Source organism: Duganella violaceipulchra (assembly GCF_019166075.1).
In the GTDB taxonomy this organism is placed as follows: domain Bacteria; phylum Pseudomonadota; class Gammaproteobacteria; order Burkholderiales; family Burkholderiaceae_D; genus Rugamonas; species Rugamonas violaceipulchra.
In genome coordinates, this window is sequence record NZ_JAHTGR010000006.1 from 271,861 (window position 1) to 291,995 (window position 20,135).

Genomic DNA, 20,135 nt, shown 5'->3' on the forward strand with positions numbered 1-20,135 from the left:
GACAAGCGGCGCCGCCGGCCGTGGAAATACCGCGTTACATCAAGCACATCCACTAAACAAGCTTGCCGTTTGCATCATGTGATACCGCTTCCATTATGCAATTCGTTGCCACGGAACAACGGATTTGTGACATTTTGCCACAAAAACACCCACCTTCCCGCTCCTCCGGTCCACACTAAATAAGGCGCACAACATCACAACGACAGTCGCCATTAACCTTTGGAGGGGTACACGATGAAACAACCCAAGCTTGCATTGACAACTTTAGCAGTCCTCAGTGCCCTGGCCGCCACCGCCCATGCGCAAGACGGCATGCCCATCACCGTCAGCGGATTCGGCACCGGCGCGCTGACCATGACCAATTCCGACCAGGCAGAATTCAACCGCGTCAACCAGGCCGCCGGCGTCGGCAAGGACGCCCGTCCCGGCGTCGATTCCAACCTGGGCATCCAGGCCACCGCCAAATGGAGCGACACCATCTCCTTCACCGCCCAGGGCCTGGTGCGCAAGAACGGCAACAACGATCAATTCGGCGCCGAGCTGGCTTGGGCCTTCGCCAAGATCAAGCTCAACGACGACTTCTCGCTGCGCGTCGGCCGCATCGGCCTGCCGGTGTACATGATTTCCGACGTGCGCAACGTCGGCTACGCCAACACCATGCTGCGCCCGCCGAATGAAGTGTACCGCCAGGTCAGCGTCGACAATGCGGACGGCGGCGACGTCACCTACCAGCACAGCTTTGGCGACACCACCGTGACCGCACAAGCCGCGATCGGCCGCGCCAGGACGCGCGCGCCCGGCAATTACTACGTCGACTTCAAGCCGGTCATTTCGACCCAGCTGGTGGTCGAGAACGGCCCGTTCACCTATCGCCTGGGCCGTTCCCAGGCCAATTTCGGCATCTACGACAACGCCAGCCTCACCGGCCTGGTGGCGACGCTGAACAAGGTCGGCCTGGTCGCGGTGGCCAACGAAAACAAACTGACCGACATCAAGGGCACCTTCACTTCGGCCGGCATCGCGATGGACTACAACAACATCATCGGCCAGGCCGAATACGCCAAGCGCAAGACCGAGTCGCGCCTGGTGCCGGACACCAGCTCCTGGTACATCATGGCAGGCTACCGCTACGGCAAGTTCGTGCCCTTCATCCTGCACGGCGACGTCAAGCAGGACAGCATCCGCAGCTTCGCCTCGATGCCGACCACCGGCCCGCTGGCCGCGCTGACCGCCGGCACCAACGGCGCCATCAAGTCCGGCCTGCAATCGACCACCGGCATCGGCCTGCGCTGGGACTTCTACAAATCGGCAGCGTTCAAGGTGCAGATGGACCGCATCAAGACGCGCGACGGCGCCGGCTACTTCGTCAATCCCAAGCCGGGCTTTGCGGGCAGCAGCGTCAACGTGTACGCCGCCGCCATCGATTTCGTCTTCTAAGGAGAATCCAGATGAAAACGACAATCGCAAAAATCTTGCTGGCGACCGGCGCCTGGCTGGCCATCGCCCCTGCGTTCGCAACCGAGATCGTGGTCATCGTCAGCCCGAAGAATCCGGCCACGCGCATGTTCGGCGAACAGGCGGCCCAGTTCTTCCTCGGCAAATCGACGCTGTTCACGCCGATCGAGCACAGCGACGGCCCGCTGCGCAACGAGTTCTATAAAAAAGTGCTGGACAAGGACTCAACCCAGGTCAAGGCCATCTGGTCCAAGCTGGTGTTCACCGGTAAAGCCAGCGCACCGAAGGAGATGGGTTCCAGCGCCGAGGTAAAGAAGGCCGTGGCGGCCGACCCGCAGGCCATCGGCTACATCGAGAAGTCGCAGGTCGACGACACGGTCAAGGTCATCCTCACCGTGCCTTAAGCCGGCATCCCCGGCCCGAAAGCTGGATGCCAGCTTTCGGGCTTCAAAGATAGCGTGCCAGCTCTGCCAGCGACAAGCTGCGCTCCGCCGTGCCGGGCACGCTGCAGGCATGGGCGCCGGCGATGGCGCCCAGGCGCATGCAATCCTCAATCTCCACCCCCTGAAATTTCCCGTGCAGGAAGGCGCTGACAAAGGCGTCCCCCGCGCCATTGCTGTCGACCACGGGCAGGTCGAGCCTGGCGCAAGGCACATGCAGCACCTCGGCATCACCGCGCCGCAGCAAGTAGCTGCCCTGCGCGCCGGCCATGGCGATCACCGCCGCCGCGCCTCCCCTCTCAAGTATCTCCCGCATCACCTGCTCATGCCGGCCGCGCAAGGCAGCCGTGCTGACAAACACCAGGTCGGAGCGCCGCGCGAAATCGTGATAGTAGGGATTGCTGCCATCCCAGTCGTGCAGGTCGGTCGATACCGGCAGGCCGCAGGCGGCGGCGTCCTCGTACCAATGGCGCGCCCACGGCATGATGGTCAGGTGCAGGTGCTGGGCGCGCTCCATGTGCGGCAAGTAGAATTCGCGTTCCATGCGCAAGTCGTCCGGATGGCGGCCGTCGTACAGCGACAGCCGGCGGCCGTCCGGCGACACCAGATTGACGCTGCGCCGTGTGCCGCTGGGGTGCACCACGCCATGGAATTCCAGGCCGCGTTCGCGGTAGCGCGCATGGACCAGCGCCGCTTGTGCGTCGGCGCCGATGAAATCGAGCAGCACGGGGTGATGTCCCAGCGCCAGCAAGTTGAGCGCCACGCCATTGCCGGTGTGGGCAACGTAATCGTACACGGCGGGCACGTGGATGGAGTCCGCCTCGGCCAGCGGCAGCGATGGCACCATCACAATGGTGTCGATGCCGACACCGCCGGCAACCAGCACGCGCACGTCAGAAAGCTGTTGCATTACACACTCCCGGAAGACTGAGAATGTAGCAAAATAACAGTCGTTATTTATAAGGTCAACAACATTATGGCCGCATTACGCAGAGCATGTAGTTAAATTACAAAAATTAGCTAACCCTCGACCACGATCACCGGCCGCAATCGTTTGCGCGACGCCCGCGCGTGCGGCACCCAGGCGTGGGTCTGCCAGCGGCGCCACATGATCAGGCCGCGTATCCATTCGTCGGCGGCGTAGGCGATCCACACGCCGGGCAAGCCCCAGCCCAGCACCACGCCCAGCAGCCAGCTGCCGCCGGCCAGCACCAGCAACATCGACAAGGCGCCCGCCATCACCGGAAAGCGCGCATCGCCGGCCGCGCGCAGCGCATTGATCACCACCAGGTTGAAGGTGCGGCCCGGCTCGAGCAGCACGGTGATCCACAGCAGCGTGGCGCCGGCGGCGATGATGTCCTGGTCCTGCGTGAACCAGCCCAGCAGCCAACGTCCCAGCAGCGCGGCGCAGGCGGCGATCAGGATGCACACCACCAGTCCGCGCGCCAGCGCACGCCGCACCACGCCATGCGCTTCCCGCAGCCGCCCGGCGCCGATCAGGTAGCCGACCACGATCTCGACCGCCAGCCCGGTGGCGATGGAAAACATCATCACCCCGCCCATCAGCTGCAGCACATACGCCTGCGTGGCCAGCGACTTGGCGCCCAGCTCGGCCGCCGTCGCCACGCTGACCATGAAGGCCAGTCGCCATGCGATGTTTTCGGCAGCGCCGGGCAGGCCGATATGCAGCACCGCGCCCAGCTCGCGCCGCGGCAGGCGCCACCAGTCGTCGCGCGCCACGCAGATGCCCAGGTGCACGCGCCACATCAGCAAATGCAGCGCCAGGCCGATGGCGCGGCTGATCGCCAGCGCATACGCGTAGCCGGGCAGGCCCAGCGCCGGTATCGGCCCCCAGCCATGCATCATCGGAATCGCCAGCGCCAGATGGCTGACATGCATGATCACCAGCACCACCAGCGTGTCGCGGGTGCGCAGGTGGGCCCGCATCACGCTGGCCATCGACGCGTTCCAGGCGTCGAGCAGCATGGCCGGCGCCAGCGCCTGCAGCAATGGCGCCGCCAGTGGCAGCACTTCGGCCGGCGCGTTCAGCAGATGCAGCAAGCCATTCGCGCCCAGCAGCGCCAACAGGCCGGTGACCGCGCCCAGCCAGGTGCTGGCGCCCACCACCGCGCAGGCCACGCGGTTGGCGGCCTGGCGCTGGCCAGCGCCCAGGTTCTGGGTGACCACCACGCTGACCCCGGCGCCGATGATGCGGAATAGAATGAACAGTGTGGCCGACACCTGGCTGGCGATGGCGAAAGCGCCGCCGGCCTCGTCTGAAATGCGCGACGCCAGCCCGGTGCCGATGACGCTGGAAGCGATCGCCATGCCCAGCTCGACGAGCAGGGGCCAGGCAAGATTGAACATGGGCGGGGTACGGATCGGTGTTTTGGCGGCGGGCATCTTGAGCTGGCGGAAAAGTGTTGCGGATTAATCTTAGTTTACATCAACTGGAAGCGCTCTCACTGACACCATTGAAATAATCTATGGATGTAAAATCGTTAGCAAAGGATACACTTCCGCTGACTCAACACGCTGCGACTATCATTGTGCGATTAACCATCAACGTCGTTGCCTTTCTCTGCACCCTGCTGCTGGGCTTACCCGGCGGGCGGGTCCACGCCCAGACGCTGACGGTGCTGTATCCCGACATCGGCGAGCCTTACCGCACCGTGTTCACCGAAATCCTCCAGGGCGTCGAAGAACAAGCCAAGACCAAGCCGCGCGCCATCGCCCTAGGCGCCGGCACCGACCTGGCCGAACTGCGCAACACGCTCAAGAACAGCAAGGTGGTGATCGCCCTCGGCCGCCAGGGCTTGAAGGCTGCCGCCATGCTCGATCCGGCGCAGGCCGTGGTGATCGGCGGCGTCGGCGCGGCGCCGGACGCCGAACGCCTCAACGGCATCAGCCTGGCGCCCGACCCGGCCCTGCTGTTCGGCATGCTCAAGACCTTGCTGCCCGGCATACGCCGCGTGATCGTGGTCTACAACCCGGCCAGCAACGAGGCGCAGATCCGCCTGGCGCGCGAGGCGGCGCGCGGCCTGGGGCTGGAACTGGTGGCGCTGGAAGCGAGCGACCTGGCCGGCGCCGCGCGCGCCTACGAGACCCAGTTCGCCGCCGCCGACGGCCACCGCGACGCCCTCTGGCTGCCGCAGGACGCCACCACCGTCGAGGAAACCACCATCCTGCCGCTGGTACTGAAGGAGTCCTGGAGCCGCAATCTGCCGGTGTTTTCCAGCAGCGTGCTGCACGTCAAAAAAGGCGTGCTGTTCGGCATGTACCCCAATAATGTGCAGCTGGGCCGCGACCTGGCCGCGCTGGCGCTGGCCATGCAAAACGGCGACATGCCAAAACGGGGCGTGACGCCGCTGCGCGCGGTGCGCAGCGCGCTCAACTCGCGCACGGCCAGCCACATCGGCCTGAATCTTGTCTCCAGCCAACAACGGAGCTTCGACGCCGTCTTCCCCGAGCCCTAGCGTTGCGGTCGCTAGCGGCGATTTTATTTCCGAATTGCAAAGTCTCGGCTTATACTATGAAAGCATCTTGACAGCGCCGTTCCTGGCGCCGTGGTAGCGGTGCAGCAAAGATAGTATGATGAAAAACACAATATTCAATCTGCGGCGCTTGAGACGCGCCGGCGCCCTGCTGCTCGCCAGCGTCACCGGCGCAACGCACGCGGCTGGCGGTGTCGTGCCATCGAGCATCGCGCTGGTCAGCGCCAGCGCCGCCCATGGCGGCATGCTGATCGCGCCGGCCGAGCCACTGCTGCTGCCGCCGCTGGCGCCGCTGCGCGCCGACGTCCGCCCCGTCACCCTGGCCCAGCTGGAAGACCAGCTGCGCCGCCCCGAACTGCAGGCCTCGATCGGCAAGGGCAGCATCGCCGTCGTCTATCCGAATGTCGAGGAACCGTTCCGCTCGGCCTTCATCGCCATGATCCAAGGCATCGAGGAGCGCACCAAGCTCAAGGTGCGCAGCTATCCGGTCGATCCGAAAATGGACATCGCCGAGCTGAACGCCACGCTCAAGCGCAACGGCACCAAGGTGGTGATCGCGCTGGGCCGCCAGGGCTTGAACGCCACCGCCGGACTGGACCGCGAGATCGCCGTGCTGGCCGGCGGCGTGCTGCTGCTGTCGGACGCCGAGAACGTCATGGGCATCAGCATGACGCCCGACCCGGCCATGCTGTTCTCGCGCCTGCGCGCGCTGCTGCCCGAGCTCAAGCGCGTGATCGTGGTCTACAACCCGCAGAAATCCGAATGGCTGGTCAAGCTGGCGCGCGAGGCGGCCAGGGCCCAGGGCCTGGAGCTGCAAGCCCACGTGGCCGGCGACCTGGCCCGCGCGGCCCAGCTGTACACCCAGCTGATCGGCGCCGCCGACAACCGCCACGACGCCGTCTGGCTGCCGCACGACAGCACCACCGTCGAGGAAAGCACCATCCTGCCGCTGGTGCTGCGCGAATCGTGGAACAGCGGCGTGCCGCTGTTCTCGAGCAACGTGCTGCACGTGAAAAAAGGCGCGCTGTTCGCCATGGTGCCCGACAACGTCGAGCTGGGCCGCACCCTGGCCGCCTCGGCGCTGGGCGTGATCGCCGGCGACGTGCGGCGCCGGCCGCTGGTGCCGCTGCGCGAGCTGCAGACCGCCATCAACTTACGGACCGCCAGCCATATCGGCCTCAACCTGGGCGCATTGCAACAGCGCAGTTTCGACTTTGTCTACCCGCAGCCCTGATGATCTCCATAGTCCGTAACTTTCTCCGTCGTACCGGTTTCCAGCGCCAACTGACGGTCATCGTCTCGGCCGCCATCCTTGGTCTTGCCGTGTTCTCGGCGCTGATGAATTCGTGGGAAGCCAATGCCCGCATGCGCGACTACTTCATCGGCCAGGGCCAGCGCGTGGCCGACAACCTGGCGCGCCAGAGCACGCTGGCGCTGCTGTTCCACTCGGCCGAGAACGCCCGCGAAGTGGTCAACTCCACGCTGTCCTTCCCGGACGTGGCGGCGCTGCAAATCATGGACGCCAGGCGCAAGGTCTTGCTGTCAAAGGTGGTGGCCGGCGCCACGCTGGACGTCGCCAACCTGAACAAGGTGGTCCCGGCGCACGCCGGCCTGGTCGGTGAAACCTCCGACGGCTGGCTGTTCGCCGCGCCGGTGTACGGCGGCCAGAGCGAAGCCTCGCCGTTTGAACTGCAGGAACACCAGCAGCAGCTGCTGGGCTACGTCCACGTGCAGATCGCCAAGAACACGCTCAAGCAGCTGACCTGGTCGCTGTTGCTGGGCAACCTGGCGCTGACCTTGTCGTTCGCCGTGGTGCTGCTGGTGCTGGGCCGCCTGCTGACGCGCCACATGATCAACCCGCTCAACGCGCTGTCGACCTTGATGCGCCGCGCCGAATCGGGCGAGTCCGGCATGCGCGCCGCGCCCGCAGGCCCGCGCGACCTGATCGAGATGGCGCACGCCTTCAACCAGATGATGAACGTGCTGGAACAGCGCGAGGCCGAGCTGAAGGAATCGCGCGACGCCGCCGTCAACATGGCGCAGATGAAGGCGCAGTTCGCCGCCACCGTCAGCCACGAGGTGCGCACCCCGCTCAACGGCGTGGTCGGCATGCTCGACATGCTCAAGGAAACCCGCCTCACGCCGCGCCAGCAGGAATTCGTCGATGTCGCCTGGAACTCGTCGCGCACCTTGATCGCGCTGATCAACAACATCCTCGACTTCTCCAAGATGGAAGCGGGCAAGCTCAAGCTGGAAGAGACCGAGTTCTGCCTCGGCACCCTGCTGTCCGAGGTGCTGGAACTGGTGGCCCGTCCCGCGCAGCAGAAAGGCGTGACCCTGAACTGGACCATCGCCCCCGACGTGCCGGTGCGCATCGCCGGCGATTCGCTGCGCCTGCGCCAGATCCTCATCAACCTGATCGGCAACGCCGTCAAGTTCACCGACCAGGGCGAAGTGGCGGTCGACGTGGCGCTGGCGCCGGGCGCCGAGTTCGGCCTGCGCTTCGAGGTGCGCGACACCGGCATCGGCATGAGCGAGGACGTCCGCCGCCACCTGTTCGAAGCCTATGTACAGCCGGACCCGAGCACCACGCGCCGCTACGGCGGCACCGGCCTCGGCCTGGCCATCTGCAAGCAGCTGGTCGAACTGCTGGGCGGTCGCATCGGCGTCGACAGCGTCACCGGCAGCGGCACCACCTTCCACTTCACGATACGCAGCCGTCCGGCGCAGCAGCAGGTGGCCGGTCCGCCGCTGCCGATGCGCCCGCCGGCCGCCGCCAACCCTGCGCCGGCGCCCGCCTTGGCGCCGCTGCCCGCCTTGAGCCCGGTCCCGACGCCGGAGCGCCAGTTCCGCGTGCTGGTCGCCGAAGACAACCGCACCAACCAGATGGTGGCCGCCGGCATGCTGGCGATGAACGGCTGCGTCTGCGAATTCGCGGCCGACGGCGTGGAAGCCGTGCGCGCCGCCCAGCGCGAACGCTTCGACCTGATCCTGATGGATTGCAGCATGCCGGAAATGGACGGCTACGAAGCCACCGCCCACATCCGCCTGGCCGAGCTGGCCATGGGCCGGCGCACGCCGCTGGTGGCGATGACCGCCAACACCCAGGTCGGCGACGCTGAAAAATGCCTGGCCGCCGGCATGGACGATTACCTGGCCAAGCCGATCACGCTGGTGGAACTGCGCCAGAAGCTGGAGCGCTGGCTGCCCCACGGCGGCCCGCTGACCGCCCCCGCCCACCAGGCCGCGCCGGCCGCGCCAACGTTCGAGCCGCGCACTCACGGCGGCCCCTGCCCGGTCGACCAGGCCGTGTTCGACAAGCTGCGCGAAGTGCTGGGCGACACCCTGCCGCACGCCGTCACGCCCTACCTGGAAGACACGCCGGCCTGCCTGGACGAACTGGAACAAGCGGTGCTGGCCGGCGACATGGCCACCGCGCGCATCCGCGCCCACGCGCTCAAGGGTTCGTCCGGCAACTTCGGCGCCGAGACGCTGGCGCAGCTGGCCCAGCAGGCCGAGCACTACGCGGCCGAGCAGCAGGCGGAACAGATCGCGCCCTTGCTGGCGCCGCTGCGCGCCCACTACGACGCGCTGGCCGCCTTCCTGCACGCCGAGATCAGCGACGCCACCCCGCTGGCCCCGCTGCCCGGCGACGAGCGCCCGCAAGTGTTGGTGGTCGACGACGACCGCAGCACCCGCAGCACCCTGCGCCACACCTTGCAGCGCGACGGCTTCCACGTCGAGGAAGCGGCCAACGGCGCGGAAGCGCTGGCGATGCTGGCGCGCTTCCAGCCCGACGTGATCCTGATGGACGCGATGATGCCGGTGATGGACGGCTTCACCGCCTGCGCCCGCATGCAGGAGCTGCCCAACGCCGGCGCCGTGCCGGTGCTGATGATCACCGCGCTGCAGGACAACTCGTCGGTCGAGCGCGCCTTCGCCGCCGGCGCCAGCGACTACATCCCCAAGCCCATCCACTACGCCGTGCTGTCGCAGCGGGTGCGCCGCATCATCGAGGCCAACCGCGCCGAGAAGCGCATCCGCCACCTGGCCTACAACGACGTGCTGACCAACCTGCCCAACCGCACCCTGTTCTTCGAGCTGCTGGCCACCAGCATCGACCAGGCGCGCCTGGCCGGCGACGGCCAGCAGGTGGCCGTGCTGTTCATGGACCTGGACCGCTTCAAGTACGTCAACGACAACCTCGGCCATGACGTCGGCGACCGCCTGCTGCAGGCGGTGGCCCAGCGCGTGCGCCACACGGTGCGCGCCGACGACGCCGTGGCCCGCCTGGGCGGCGACGAATTCACCGTCGTGCTCAACGAGCTCGACAGCCCGGCCGCCGCCGCCACCGCCGCCCACAACATCGTGCGCGTGCTGTCGGCGCCGTTCCCGATCGACGGCCACGACATCTTCGTCACCGCCAGCGTCGGCATCGCCATGTATCCGCACGACGGCGCCGACGTCGCCACCCTGGTCAAGCACGCCGACAGCGCCATGTACCGCGCCAAGCGCACCAACACCGGCTTCCAGTTCTACGAGGCGTCGATGGAGCATTCGATCTCCGAGCACGTGCGGCTCGAGAGCGACCTGCGCCGCGCCATGGAGCAGCAGCACCAGCTGGAGGTGTACTACCAGCCGCAGGCCTGCCTGGACAGCGGCAAGATCATCGGCATGGAGGCGCTGGTGCGCTGGCGCCATCCGACGCGCGGCATGATACCGCCGGTGGACTTCATCCCGCTGGCCGAGGAAACCGGCCTCATCAATCCACTGGGCGACTGGGTGCTGCGCACCGCCTGCGCCCAGCTGCAGCAGTTCATCTGCGCCGGCCTGCCGCCGATGCGGGTGGCGGTCAACCTGTCGGTGCGCCAGCTGCTGCAAAAGGATTTCGCCGCCTCGGTCGAAGCCGTGCTGGCCGACACCGGCCTGCCGCCGCAGCTGCTGGAACTGGAGATCACCGAGAGCACGCTGATGGAAAACGCCCAGGACACGCTGGCCGCACTGCACCGCCTGCACTCGCTGGGCGTGCGCCTGTCGATCGACGACTTCGGCACCGGCTATTCCTCGCTGTCCTACCTGAAGCGCTTCCCGGTCGACATCATCAAGATCGACCGCTCCTTCGTGCGCGACGTGCCGCAGGATGCCGACGACGCCGCCATCATCAGCGCCATCATCGCGCTGGCCCACAGCCTGCGCCTGGAAGTGGTGGCCGAGGGCGTGGAAACCGCGGCCCAGCTGGCGTTCCTCAAAGGCCGCGAGTGCGACATGATGCAGGGCTTCTACCTCAGCCCCGCGGTGCCGGCCGAACAATTCGCCGAACTGGTACGACGACATGTGGACATGGCTACAACAGTGACAGCAAGGATATGCTGATATTTACCCCGGCTCAACAACGGGCAAGCTAGAATCAAAAAAACGTCACAGGAGATAGCATTTTGAAAGTGTTGAGCGTCCACCGGCTGTATCTGAGCGCGGCACTCACCCTACCGCTGGTCGCGGTGCACGGCATGGCCCAGGCCGGTTTCGATCCCGTGACGGAAGAGGACGAACTGGCGCTGGTCTACGGTTCCAGCGACAGCGTCAGCATTGCCACCGGCAATCTGCAAACGCTGCGGCGCGCGCCGGCCGTGGCCACCGTGATCACGGCGGCCGACATCGCCGCCATGGGCGCCACCGACCTCGACCAGGTGCTGGAAAGCGTGCCCGGCGTGCACGTCAACCGCACGCCCAACAGCAGTTCGCCGCTGTACGTGGTGCGCGGCATCGTCAGCGCCTACACCCCGCAAATCCTGATGCTGCAAAACGGCGTGCCCATCACCACCGCCTACATCGGCAACAAGGGCAACATCTGGGCCGGCTATCCGCTTGAACACATTGCCCGCATCGAGATCATCCGCGGCCCCGGCTCTGCGCTGTATGGCTCCGACGCTTTCTCCGGCGTCATCAACATCATCACCAAGGGCCCCGGTGAGGTACAAGGCACCGAGCTCGGCGCCCGCACCGGTTCGTACCAAAGCCGCGACGCCTGGCTGCAGCACGGCGGCAAGCTCGGCCCGGTGGAAGTGGCCGCCTATCTGCGCGCCGGCCACAGCGACGGCAACGACCGCACCCTCGACGCCGACGCCCAGAGCCGCAACGACACGCTGTTCAAGACCCACGCCAGCCTGGCGCCCGGCCCGCTCAACAACCAGTACAGGGCGCTCGACGGCAACCTCGACCTGATCTACGGCCAGTGGCGCGCGCGCTTCGGCTACAAGAAGCGCTACGACATGGGCACCGGCGCCGGCATCGCCTCGGCGCTGGACCCGGTGGGCCGCCAGCAAAGCGAGCGCATCACCAGCAACCTGGCCTGGGCCGAGCCGCAGGTGACGCGCGACTGGGGCCTGGGCGCCAGCCTCGCCACACAGCAGTATTCGCAGGAAGTGAACACCTGGTACCAGTTGCTGCCGCCCGGCGCGACCTTCCCGACCGGCACCTTCAAGGACGGCATGATCGGCGTACCCGAGACATGGGAGCGCACTTACCGCCTGTCCGGCTATGCCGACTACAGCGGCTTCAACGACCACCACCTGCGGGTCGGCCTCGGCCACGATGATATCGAGCTGTTCCGCGTCCATGAATGGCGCAACTTCAACTACGCGGCCAACGGCACGCCGATCCCGCTGCCGGCGGTGATCGACACCACCAACACCACGCCGTTCATGCGCCCGCAACGGCGCAAGGTCGACTACCTGTACCTGCAGGACGAGTGGAACCTGGCCAAGGACTGGAACCTGACGGCCGGCATCCGCCACGATCATTTCTCCGACTTCGGCGGCACCACCAATCCGCGCCTGGCGCTGGTGTGGGACGCCAGCTTCGACCTGACCGCCAAGCTGCTGCACGGCCGCGCCTTCCGCGCCCCGGCCTTCCTGGAAAGCTATGGCATCAGCAATCCGGTCGCGCTGGGCAATCCGAACCTGAAGCCGGAACGCAACGCCACCACCGAAATAGCGTTCAACTGGCAGGCCCGCAGCGACGCCACCGTCAACCTGACCTTCTATCGCTACGATATGAAGAACATCATCCGCACCGTGCCCAATCCGGTGCCGGGCACCGGCGCCACCTACGCCAACACCGGCGACCAGACCGGCCACGGCATCGAGCTCGAATCGAACTGGAGCGTGACGCGCGACCTGCGCCTGGCGGGCAACTACGCGTGGCAGCGCTCCATCGACCAGACCACCCATACCGACGCCGGCTATGCGCCGCGCCACCACGCCTTCGGCCGCGGCGACTGGAACTTCGCCAGCGGCTACCAGGCCGGCGCGCAGCTGAACTGGGTGGCGGGCCGCATGCGCGCCTTCGGCGACGCCCGCCCCGCGATCTCGGACTACACCACCGTCGACCTGACCCTGGCGACCCGCGCCGGCCGCAAGCAGTGGAACTTCGCGCTGGCGCTGCGCAACGCCTTCAACACCGACGTGCGCGAACCGAGCCCCGCGCCCGGGCTGAGCCTGCCGCACGACCTGCCGATGGCGCCGCGCACGATCTCGCTGCAAGCGTCGTACAAGATGTAAGCGCCGCCGCTACGCCAGCATGTCGGCGTAGCGGCGCGCAAAGGTATGCACGTCGCCCGGCCAGCGCGCCGACAGATAATTCCCATCCCGCACCACCCAGGCCGCGCGCTCGTCGCCCGCACGGTCGCGCACCAGGCCGCCCGTCTTGCGCAGGTAGTCCGGCGCGCCGGGCGGGACGTCGACGAAATCGGCGTCCGACGCCAGCGCGCGCCTGACCTCCTGCTCCACGCTCCAATAGCCGGCCGGTTCGCCTTTGCTCTCGCCGTAGGTGCGGTAGTAGCCGGGGTCCCAGAAACGGGCCAGGAAGCGCGTCAAGTCCCAGGCGCTGCGTTCCAGCTTCCACGTCAGCGCCGTGGTCTTGCGGCCGTACAGCACCGAGCGCCCGGTGCGCGGCGAGATCGAACGCGCCGCCAGCAGCACGCCGTGGCAGACCGCCGCCACCGGCTTGCCGCTATCGAAGAACTCCGCCACCAAGGCCTGCAGGACCCGGTCTTCCAGATATGGCCGCATGCCCTTGGCGTGGCCGCCGGGCAGCAGCAGCGCATCGTACTGTGCCGCGTTCAGATCCTGGTAGCGTTGGGGTTGCAGGAAGGCAGGGGCCGACTCCAGCGCGGCGTAGGCCTGGCGGCCGTGGTGGTCGGCGCGCAGCATCAGGCCGAACAGCCGCAGCTTGCGCAGGCCGGGCAGCCAGCCCCACGGGTCCAGGCCTTCGCCGCTGAGCATCATCGGGTCGGCATGGCCGCGCGTGCCGTCCACGGTGGCGAACTCGATCTGGTGGCCGGCGTCGCGCAGGATGCGCCAGCTCAGCGCGACCTCGGTCGGGTCGAAGTCGTGCAGTGGAATCGGCATCAGGATGCGGCGGCAATTGGTCATGGCATGAACGCGTGGTTGGCACGCCTTCATTCTACAGCCCCGCCACCCGATGCCATCAAGCGGCGCGGCGCAGCCGGGCCGCTTCCGGCGCCGGCAGGGCCGGAAGCGGCGCGACAGTCGGGAATGCCCGCACGCTGCCCTTGCTCCAGCCGTCGGCATCGATCTTGAACGAGCCCACCAGCTGCGCCAGTTCGCGCGCCTGGTCCTGCATCGCGTCGGCGGCCGCCGCCGCTTCCTCCACCAGCGCGGCGTTCTGCTGCGTGACATCGTCCATGTCGCCGATGGCGGCGGTGACCTGCTCGATGCCGTGCTCCTGCTCGGCGCTGGCGGCGCTGATGGCCGACATGATGCCGGTCACCTTCTCCACGCTCAGCACGATTTCCTCCATCGTGGCGCCGGCCGCCTGCGCCAGTTCGCTGCCGCTGGCGATGCGTTCGGCGGACTCGTTGATCAGCAGCTTGATCTCCTTGGCCGCGCTGGCCGAACGCTGGGCCAGGTTGCGCACCTCGGACGCCACCACGGCGAAACCGCGGCCCTGCTCGCCGGCGCGCGCCGCTTCCACCGCCGCGTTCAGCGCCAGGATATTGGTCTGGAAGGCGATGCTGTCGATCACGCTGGTGATGTCGACGATCTTGTGCGCGTAGGCGTTGATGCTGGCCATGGTCCGCGCCACCTCGGACACCACCTTGCCGCCCCTGCCCGCCACCGCCGACGCCGATTCCGCCAGGCGGTTGGCCTGGCGCGCGTTGCCGCTGTTCTGTTTGACCGTCGAGGTCAGCTCCACCATCGCCGACGCCGTCTCCTGCAGCGCGCCGGCCTGGTGCTCGGTGCGGCGCGACAAATCCATATTGCCCTTGGCGATCTCGCGCGAGGCGGCATCGATGGCCACCGCGCCGTCGCGCACGCGGCCGACGGTATCGGCCAGGCGGGCGGTCATGTGGCTGAGCGCATCGAACAGCTGGCCGATCTCGTCGCTGCGGCCATGCTGGATGGCCACGTGCAGCTCGCCGGCGGCCACCTGCTCGGCCAGCGCCACCGCCTGCGTCAGCGGCCGCACGATGCTGCGGGTCAGCGCCAGCGCCAGTCCCGCGCCCAGCACCAGCGACGTCAGGCCCAGGGCGGCCAGCATCGCACGGCTGCCCTGGAACTGGCTGGCGGACGCTTCGGCCAACGCCTTCGCCTGCAGCGTCTGATAAGCCAGCAGCTTGCCCAGCGCGCCGGTGTAGGCCTGGAACACGGCGGCCATCTTGTTGTCCAGCAGATCACCCACCTCCTGCGTGCGGCCGCTGTCCTTTAGCTTGAACAATTCGGCGCGCAGCGCCAGGTAGGCGGCCTTCCTGCCCGCCACGGCGCGCAGCAGTTCCGCTTCCGCAGGCTGCGCCGGCATCGCCGTGAGTTGGGCCTCCAGCGCCTTCGCCTGCTTTTCGCCGGCGGTCAGCTGGGCCTGGAAGATGTCGCCCACTTCCAGGCTGTCGCTACGGGCGATGGAGGTGGTGCGCAAGCCATTCAACTCGGCCATGCCTAACAGCGCGGAGGTCAGCTGCTGCCTGGCCAATTTCTGGTTGACCAGGTTGAACGTGGTGTCGTTCGCGGTCTGCAAGCGCCACAGCGCCACGCCGGACATGCAGGCCATCAGGATCAACAAGGCGGCGAACGAGGCCATCACACGGGCAGCGGTATTGAGTTGGGGAATTTTCATGACGTTTCAATAAGATAAGTGCGGTTCGCACAAGATGACTGTGAATATACGCGCCGAATATGACCGTACTATTACCTCATGGAAACTTATTCACATATGTTTATGCGGAAACAATATATATTTTTCAAGAGCAATATTTCCCCGAATCCGTATATACTGCTTTGACCACCTGCCTCCCCTGAAAATCGTGAGCACACTCCCCGCCGCCGAAGCCGAACTGCTGCAATCCGAACAAGACGCCCTGCTCGCGCTGAGCAAGTTGTTGCGCATCTGGTACAGCGAGGCCGGCCTGCACGGCGTGCTGCGCTCGCTCGACGCGACGCTGGCGCAGTGCCACGCCATCCGCGACGAGTTCGCCAGCGAGAGCGAAGACCCGCGTCTCGCCGCCGAACGGGGCGCCATCAGCCAGCACCTGAACTTCATGCTGTCGCTATGCGCAGACTGATAACATTCTTTTCTTTTGGTTAAGATGTAATCGGCCCGTAACAATTTCCCATTAGCATTAACGGCACTGTCCTCAACCAAAGGTTACTGGCCGTGGAGTTCAATGCCTCTCGTTTGCACCTGCCCCGTTTTCGCCTGTCCGTCGCCGCCGACCTGTGCGTAGAGACGGTCTCGGTGCTGTCCGACACCAGCAATTTCGGCGTGCTGGAACTGTTCACCGAACGCCGCGATCTGATGAGCTTGCCGGTGCTGGAAAGCGACCGTCCTATCGGCCTCATCAGCCGCAACATCTTCATGTCGCAGATGTCCAAGCCCTTCTACCATGAGCTGTACGGCAAGAAGAGCTGCATCGCCTTCATGGACAAGGAACCGCTGATCGTCGACGCCGCCATGAGCATCGAGGCCTTGACCTTCCGCGCCGTCGAATCGGGCGAGAAGGCGCTGGCCGACGGCTTCATCGTCACCCGCGACGGCGCCCTGGCCGGCGTCGGCTTCGGCCTGCAGCTGATGAACGTGGTGGCCAATATGCAGGCCGAGAAAAACCGCCAGATCATGCACAGCATCGACTACGCCAGCGTGATCCAGCGCTCTCTGCTGCGACCTTCCGACCTGGCGCTGGCCGACACGCTGCGCGACGCCCACCTGGAATGGCAGCCGCGCGACGTGGTCGGCGGCGACTTCTATCACTTCGCGCGCTACCCGGACGGCTGGTTCGCCGCCATCGCCGACTGCACCGGCCACGGCGTGCCAGGCGCCTTCATGACCCTGATCTCGTCGTCGACCCTGGCGCAGGCCCTGCAGCAACTGGGTCCGCGCGATCCGGCCGCGCTGATCGCCGAGGTCAATCGCGGCGTCAAGAGCATGCTGGGCCAGGTCGACGCGCGCCACAGCCAGCACGGCGCGCCGGCCTCCAACGACGGCATGGACGCCGCCTTCCTGTGGTTCGACAACGCCAGCCGCCAGCTGCATTTCGCCGGCGCCAAGCTGCCGCTGTTCCAGCTCGACCCGGACCAGCAGGCGGTGCAGACGGTGGACGGCGAACGCATGGGCGTGGGCTATGTCGACACGCCGCTGGACTACGCCTGGACCAACAAGATCGTCACCATCCCCGAGCGCAGCCTGCTGTTCCTGACCACGGACGGCCTGATCGACCAGATCGGCGGCCCCAAGGAAATCGCCTACGGCAAGCGCCGCATGCGCGACGTCATGCTGGCCCAGCGCGGCGCCGGCGCGCGCGACGTCAGCGACGCCATGCTGTCCGACTACCAGGCCTGGCAAGGCGAGCAGCCGCGCCGCGACGACCTGACCTTTTTCTGTTTCCGCCCATAGGAGCGCCGATTTTGCTGTACGAAGAATTCAACGATTTCTGGGACGTGGCCCGCAAGCGCCACATCATCTTTTTCTACGTGGGCTATTTCTCGCAGCACGTGGTGGCCGCCATTTCCGAGACCATCAAGGCGCGCCTGGACACGGCCGGCGCGGCCGGGCCGACGCGCCGCCGCATCTTCTCGTCCTTCGTCGAAATGTCGCAGAACATCATGCACTACTCGTCGGACACGCTGACGCCGCACGAGCAAAGCGACAAGCAGATGCGGCGCGGCTCCTTCTGCATCGGCATGAAGGACGACAGCTTCTTTCTGCTGTGCGCCAATCCAGTCGACAACGCCAACGTCGAGCGCATCCGCAACCGCCTGGAGCCGCTGCACACGATGACGATGGAAGAGATCAAGTCCGCCTACAAGAAGGCGCTGCGCGACGAGACGCCGGCCGACAGCAAGGGCGCCGGCCTGGGTTTCCTGACCATGGCGCGCGACGCCAGCGAGCCGCTGGAATTCGAGTTCGTACAGGAAGCGCAGCACCCTGACACCACGGTGTTCTGCATCAAAGCGATCATTTAAATCAGTACTGGAACAAATATGGAACCCCTCTTCATCAGCGCCTCGCCCACCTCGCCGGAAATCGACTTCCGCTTCGACCAGGACACCCTGTCGATCAAGGGCGAGTCCTATCCCGAAAACGCGGCGGCCTTCTACGGCCCGCTGATCGCGCGCGTGCAGGCCTACCTGGACGTCTGCGTCGACGCCAGCATCACCGTCAACGTTTCGCTGGCCTACTTCAACAGCTCCAGCACCAAGATGCTGTTCTCCTTCTTCGATGCGCTGAACCAGGCCGCCATCGCCGGCAACCAGGTGCGCCTGAACTGGTACCACGACGAGGACGACGACACCATCCTCGAATTCGGCCAGGAGTTGCAGGACGATTTCGGCGCGCTCGATTTCCACGACCACCCAGTGAGCAACTGATGATGACCATCCCTGGCAGAGAAGAAGCCGACCTGTTTGCGCTGGAAAGCGCGGCGCTGGCCAACGCCAGGGCGGCCCACGCCGATCCGCGCGCGGACGCCCGCGCGGCGCTGGCCGATATGATCGTCCACTACGAGCGGCTGATGCGCGAGAGCCGGCGCCTGATCCGCCGCAGCGACCGCGCGGAGCTGGACATGAACCAGATGAACCGCCAGCTGCACGAACTGGCGCAGCAGCTGGAATACCGCGCCACCCACGATCCGCTGACCGGCGCGCTCAATCGCGCCGCCGTCATCGAGCAGGCCTCCGGCTGCCTGGAGCGCGGCGACATGGCCTTGATCGTGCTCGATATCGACCACTTCAAATGGGTCAACGACGATTTCGGCCACCCGGCCGGCGACGCCGTGATCCAGACCGTGGTGCGCTGCCTTCAGGAGCTGCTCGGGCCGTCGGTGGCGATAGGCCGCGTCGGCGGCGAGGAATTCTCGGTGGTGTGGCCGACCAGCGCCATCGAGGTGGCGATGCGGGTGGCCGCCAGCATCTGCGACGCCATCGCCGACCAGGTGTTCGCCGCGCCCATCGACCGCCAGGTCACGGCCAGCGTGGGCGTGAGCTGGAACTGCGCCGGCACCAGCTTCGAGACGGCCTACAGCCACGCCGACGAAGCGCTTTACGCGGCCAAGCGCGCCGGCCGCAACTGCGTCAAGCTGCACACGCAGCTGCCGCCGCCGCAACCATCGTCCACGCCGCCGGCCGCCGATGATGTGGCGGCGCCTTGCCATTCCTGAAACGATAGGATCAGGCGACGGGCGTCAGCAGCGGCCGGCCGCCGAAGTGGGCCAGCAGGTTGTCGAGCACCAGTTGGCCCATCGCGTGGCGCGTCTCCACCGTCAGGCTGCCCACGTGCGGCGTCAGCACCACGTTCTCCAGTTCGCGCAGCGCGGCCGGCACATGCGGCTCGTTGTCGAACACGTCCAGCGCCGCCATGCCCAGCGTGCCGTCGCGCAGCGCCGCGACCAGCGCCTCCTGGTCCACCAGCGAACCGCGCGCGATGTTGACCAGCGTGCCCTCCGGGCCCAGCGCCGCCAGCACCGCCGCATCGACCGCGTGCCGCGTCCCCGCGCCGCCTGGGGCGCACACCACCAGATAGTCGCTGGCCCGCGCCAGCTCCAGCAGCGTGGCGCAGCGCTTGACCGCCACCCCGTCCACCGGGCGCGGTTGGAAGTAGCGCGTGCGCATCTCGAACGCCGCCGCCCGCGCCGCTACCGCCTGGCCGATCCGGCCAAAGCCGAACACCCCGCACACCTTGCCCCGCAACGCCCGCGTCGGCGCCAGCGGCATGCCGTGCTCCCAGGCGCCGCTGCGCACATGGCGCTCCAGCGCCGGCAAGCGGCGCGCCGCCGACAACAGCAGCGTCAATGCCAGATCCGCCACGTCCTCGGTCAGCACACCCGGCGTATTGGTGACAAAAATGCCACGCGCGCGGGTCGCGTCCAGCGCCACCGCGTCGACCCCGATGCCGTTGACGGCGACGATCTCCAGCCGCGGCAACTGCTCCAGCAGCGCCGGCCCGATGCCGATCGCGCCCGTCGTCAGCACGCCGCGTATGCGCCCCGCCACACCGGCCAGCCATTCCGGCTGGGCCTCGCACGGCTGGCGCCACAGGTGATGGCAGTGGAACGCATGCTCCAGCTGCGCCATCACGGCCGCCGACGGGCTGGCCGCCAGCACCAGTATTTCAGGTTTGATATTGGTTTCATGGTCCATGTGGCGATTGTACCGATTGTGCGTGCGGCGGCGCAGGATTCACGTGGCTTTGCGTAGACATTCCGGCGGCATTTCCGTATGCTGGAAGCTACCTTCCAGGA

At 66.7% G+C, this 20,135-nt stretch carries 16 protein-coding genes; 11 read left to right on the plus strand and 5 right to left on the minus strand.

Annotated features, from left to right (window positions below):
- Window positions 1-234: 234 nt before the first annotated feature.
- Complete coding sequence (locus KVP70_RS13955) at window positions 235-1,437, plus strand: porin family protein (RefSeq protein WP_217942824.1); 1,203 nt, start codon at window positions 235-237, stop codon at window positions 1,435-1,437.
- Between the two features lie 11 nt (window positions 1,438-1,448).
- Complete coding sequence (locus KVP70_RS13960) at window positions 1,449-1,859, plus strand: type 2 periplasmic-binding domain-containing protein (RefSeq protein WP_217942825.1); 411 nt, start codon at window positions 1,449-1,451, stop codon at window positions 1,857-1,859.
- A gap of 43 nt (window positions 1,860-1,902) precedes the next feature.
- Here the strand turns inward: KVP70_RS13960 and KVP70_RS13965 are convergent, their stop codons facing one another.
- Window positions 1,903-2,805 carry a carbohydrate kinase family protein gene (locus KVP70_RS13965; protein WP_229224802.1) on the minus strand — a complete coding sequence of 301 codons (903 nt, stop codon included), beginning with the start codon at window positions 2,803-2,805 and terminating at the stop codon, window positions 1,903-1,905.
- A gap of 110 nt (window positions 2,806-2,915) precedes the next feature.
- On the minus strand, window positions 2,916-4,262 hold the full coding sequence (locus KVP70_RS13970; RefSeq protein WP_229224803.1) for an MATE family efflux transporter: 1,347 nt from the start codon (window positions 4,260-4,262) through the stop codon (window positions 2,916-2,918).
- Window positions 4,263-4,444: 182 nt separating this feature from the next.
- Here KVP70_RS13970 and KVP70_RS13975 point away from each other — a divergent pair, with 182 nt between their 5' ends.
- The 4 genes from KVP70_RS13975 (at window position 4,445) to KVP70_RS13990 (ending at window position 12,948) form a co-directional block, all read left to right on the plus strand.
- A complete protein-coding gene (locus KVP70_RS13975) occupies window positions 4,445-5,371 on the plus strand; it encodes an ABC transporter substrate-binding protein (RefSeq protein ID WP_217942827.1) in 927 nt (308 codons plus the stop codon).
- 118 nt (window positions 5,372-5,489) lie between these two features.
- Complete coding sequence (locus KVP70_RS13980; RefSeq protein ID WP_229224804.1) at window positions 5,490-6,623, plus strand: ABC transporter substrate-binding protein; 1,134 nt, start codon at window positions 5,490-5,492, stop codon at window positions 6,621-6,623.
- Window positions 6,623-10,762 carry an EAL domain-containing protein gene (locus tag KVP70_RS13985; RefSeq protein WP_217942829.1) on the plus strand — a complete coding sequence of 1,380 codons (4,140 nt, stop codon included), beginning with the start codon at window positions 6,623-6,625 and terminating at the stop codon, window positions 10,760-10,762. The genes KVP70_RS13980 and KVP70_RS13985 overlap by 1 nt, the downstream gene beginning before the upstream one ends.
- A 68-nt stretch (window positions 10,763-10,830) precedes the next feature.
- Complete coding sequence (locus KVP70_RS13990; RefSeq protein ID WP_262311692.1) at window positions 10,831-12,948, plus strand: TonB-dependent receptor plug domain-containing protein; 2,118 nt, start codon at window positions 10,831-10,833, stop codon at window positions 12,946-12,948.
- 9 nt (window positions 12,949-12,957) lie between these two features.
- On the opposite strand, the gene KVP70_RS13995 is transcribed toward KVP70_RS13990, so the two are convergent.
- Complete coding sequence (locus tag KVP70_RS13995; protein WP_217942830.1) at window positions 12,958-13,821, minus strand: type 1 glutamine amidotransferase domain-containing protein; 864 nt, start codon at window positions 13,819-13,821, stop codon at window positions 12,958-12,960.
- A gap of 55 nt (window positions 13,822-13,876) precedes the next feature.
- Window positions 13,877-15,520, minus strand: coding sequence for a methyl-accepting chemotaxis protein (locus tag KVP70_RS14000; RefSeq protein ID WP_229224806.1), 1,644 nt, complete (start codon window positions 15,518-15,520; stop codon window positions 13,877-13,879).
- A 187-nt stretch (window positions 15,521-15,707) separates the two neighbouring features.
- Between KVP70_RS14000 and KVP70_RS14005 the strand changes: the two genes are divergently transcribed.
- The 5 genes from KVP70_RS14005 (at window position 15,708) to KVP70_RS14025 (ending at window position 19,055) form a co-directional block, all read left to right on the plus strand.
- The gene (locus KVP70_RS14005; protein ID WP_217942831.1) at window positions 15,708-15,965 is read left to right on the plus strand and encodes a hypothetical protein; all 258 of its coding nucleotides are present in this window, start codon (window positions 15,708-15,710) and stop codon (window positions 15,963-15,965) included.
- Window positions 15,966-16,078: 113 nt separating this feature from the next.
- Window positions 16,079-17,293, plus strand: coding sequence for a SpoIIE family protein phosphatase (locus KVP70_RS14010; RefSeq protein WP_217942832.1), 1,215 nt, complete (start codon window positions 16,079-16,081; stop codon window positions 17,291-17,293).
- Window positions 17,294-17,304: 11 nt separating this feature from the next.
- On the plus strand, window positions 17,305-17,862 hold the full coding sequence (locus tag KVP70_RS14015; RefSeq protein WP_217942833.1) for a SiaB family protein kinase: 558 nt from the start codon (window positions 17,305-17,307) through the stop codon (window positions 17,860-17,862).
- An 18-nt stretch (window positions 17,863-17,880) separates the two neighbouring features.
- Window positions 17,881-18,267: a DUF1987 domain-containing protein gene (locus KVP70_RS14020; RefSeq protein WP_217942834.1), complete on the plus strand. Its 387-nt coding sequence runs from the start codon at window positions 17,881-17,883 to the stop codon at window positions 18,265-18,267.
- Window positions 18,267-19,055, plus strand: coding sequence for a GGDEF domain-containing protein (locus tag KVP70_RS14025; RefSeq protein WP_217942835.1), 789 nt, complete (start codon window positions 18,267-18,269; stop codon window positions 19,053-19,055). The genes KVP70_RS14020 and KVP70_RS14025 overlap by 1 nt, the downstream gene beginning before the upstream one ends.
- 10 nt (window positions 19,056-19,065) lie before the next feature.
- Here the strand turns inward: KVP70_RS14025 and KVP70_RS14030 are convergent, their stop codons facing one another.
- Window positions 19,066-20,034 carry a 2-hydroxyacid dehydrogenase gene (locus tag KVP70_RS14030; RefSeq protein WP_217942836.1) on the minus strand — a complete coding sequence of 323 codons (969 nt, stop codon included), beginning with the start codon at window positions 20,032-20,034 and terminating at the stop codon, window positions 19,066-19,068.
- Window positions 20,035-20,135: the final 101 nt, after the last annotated feature.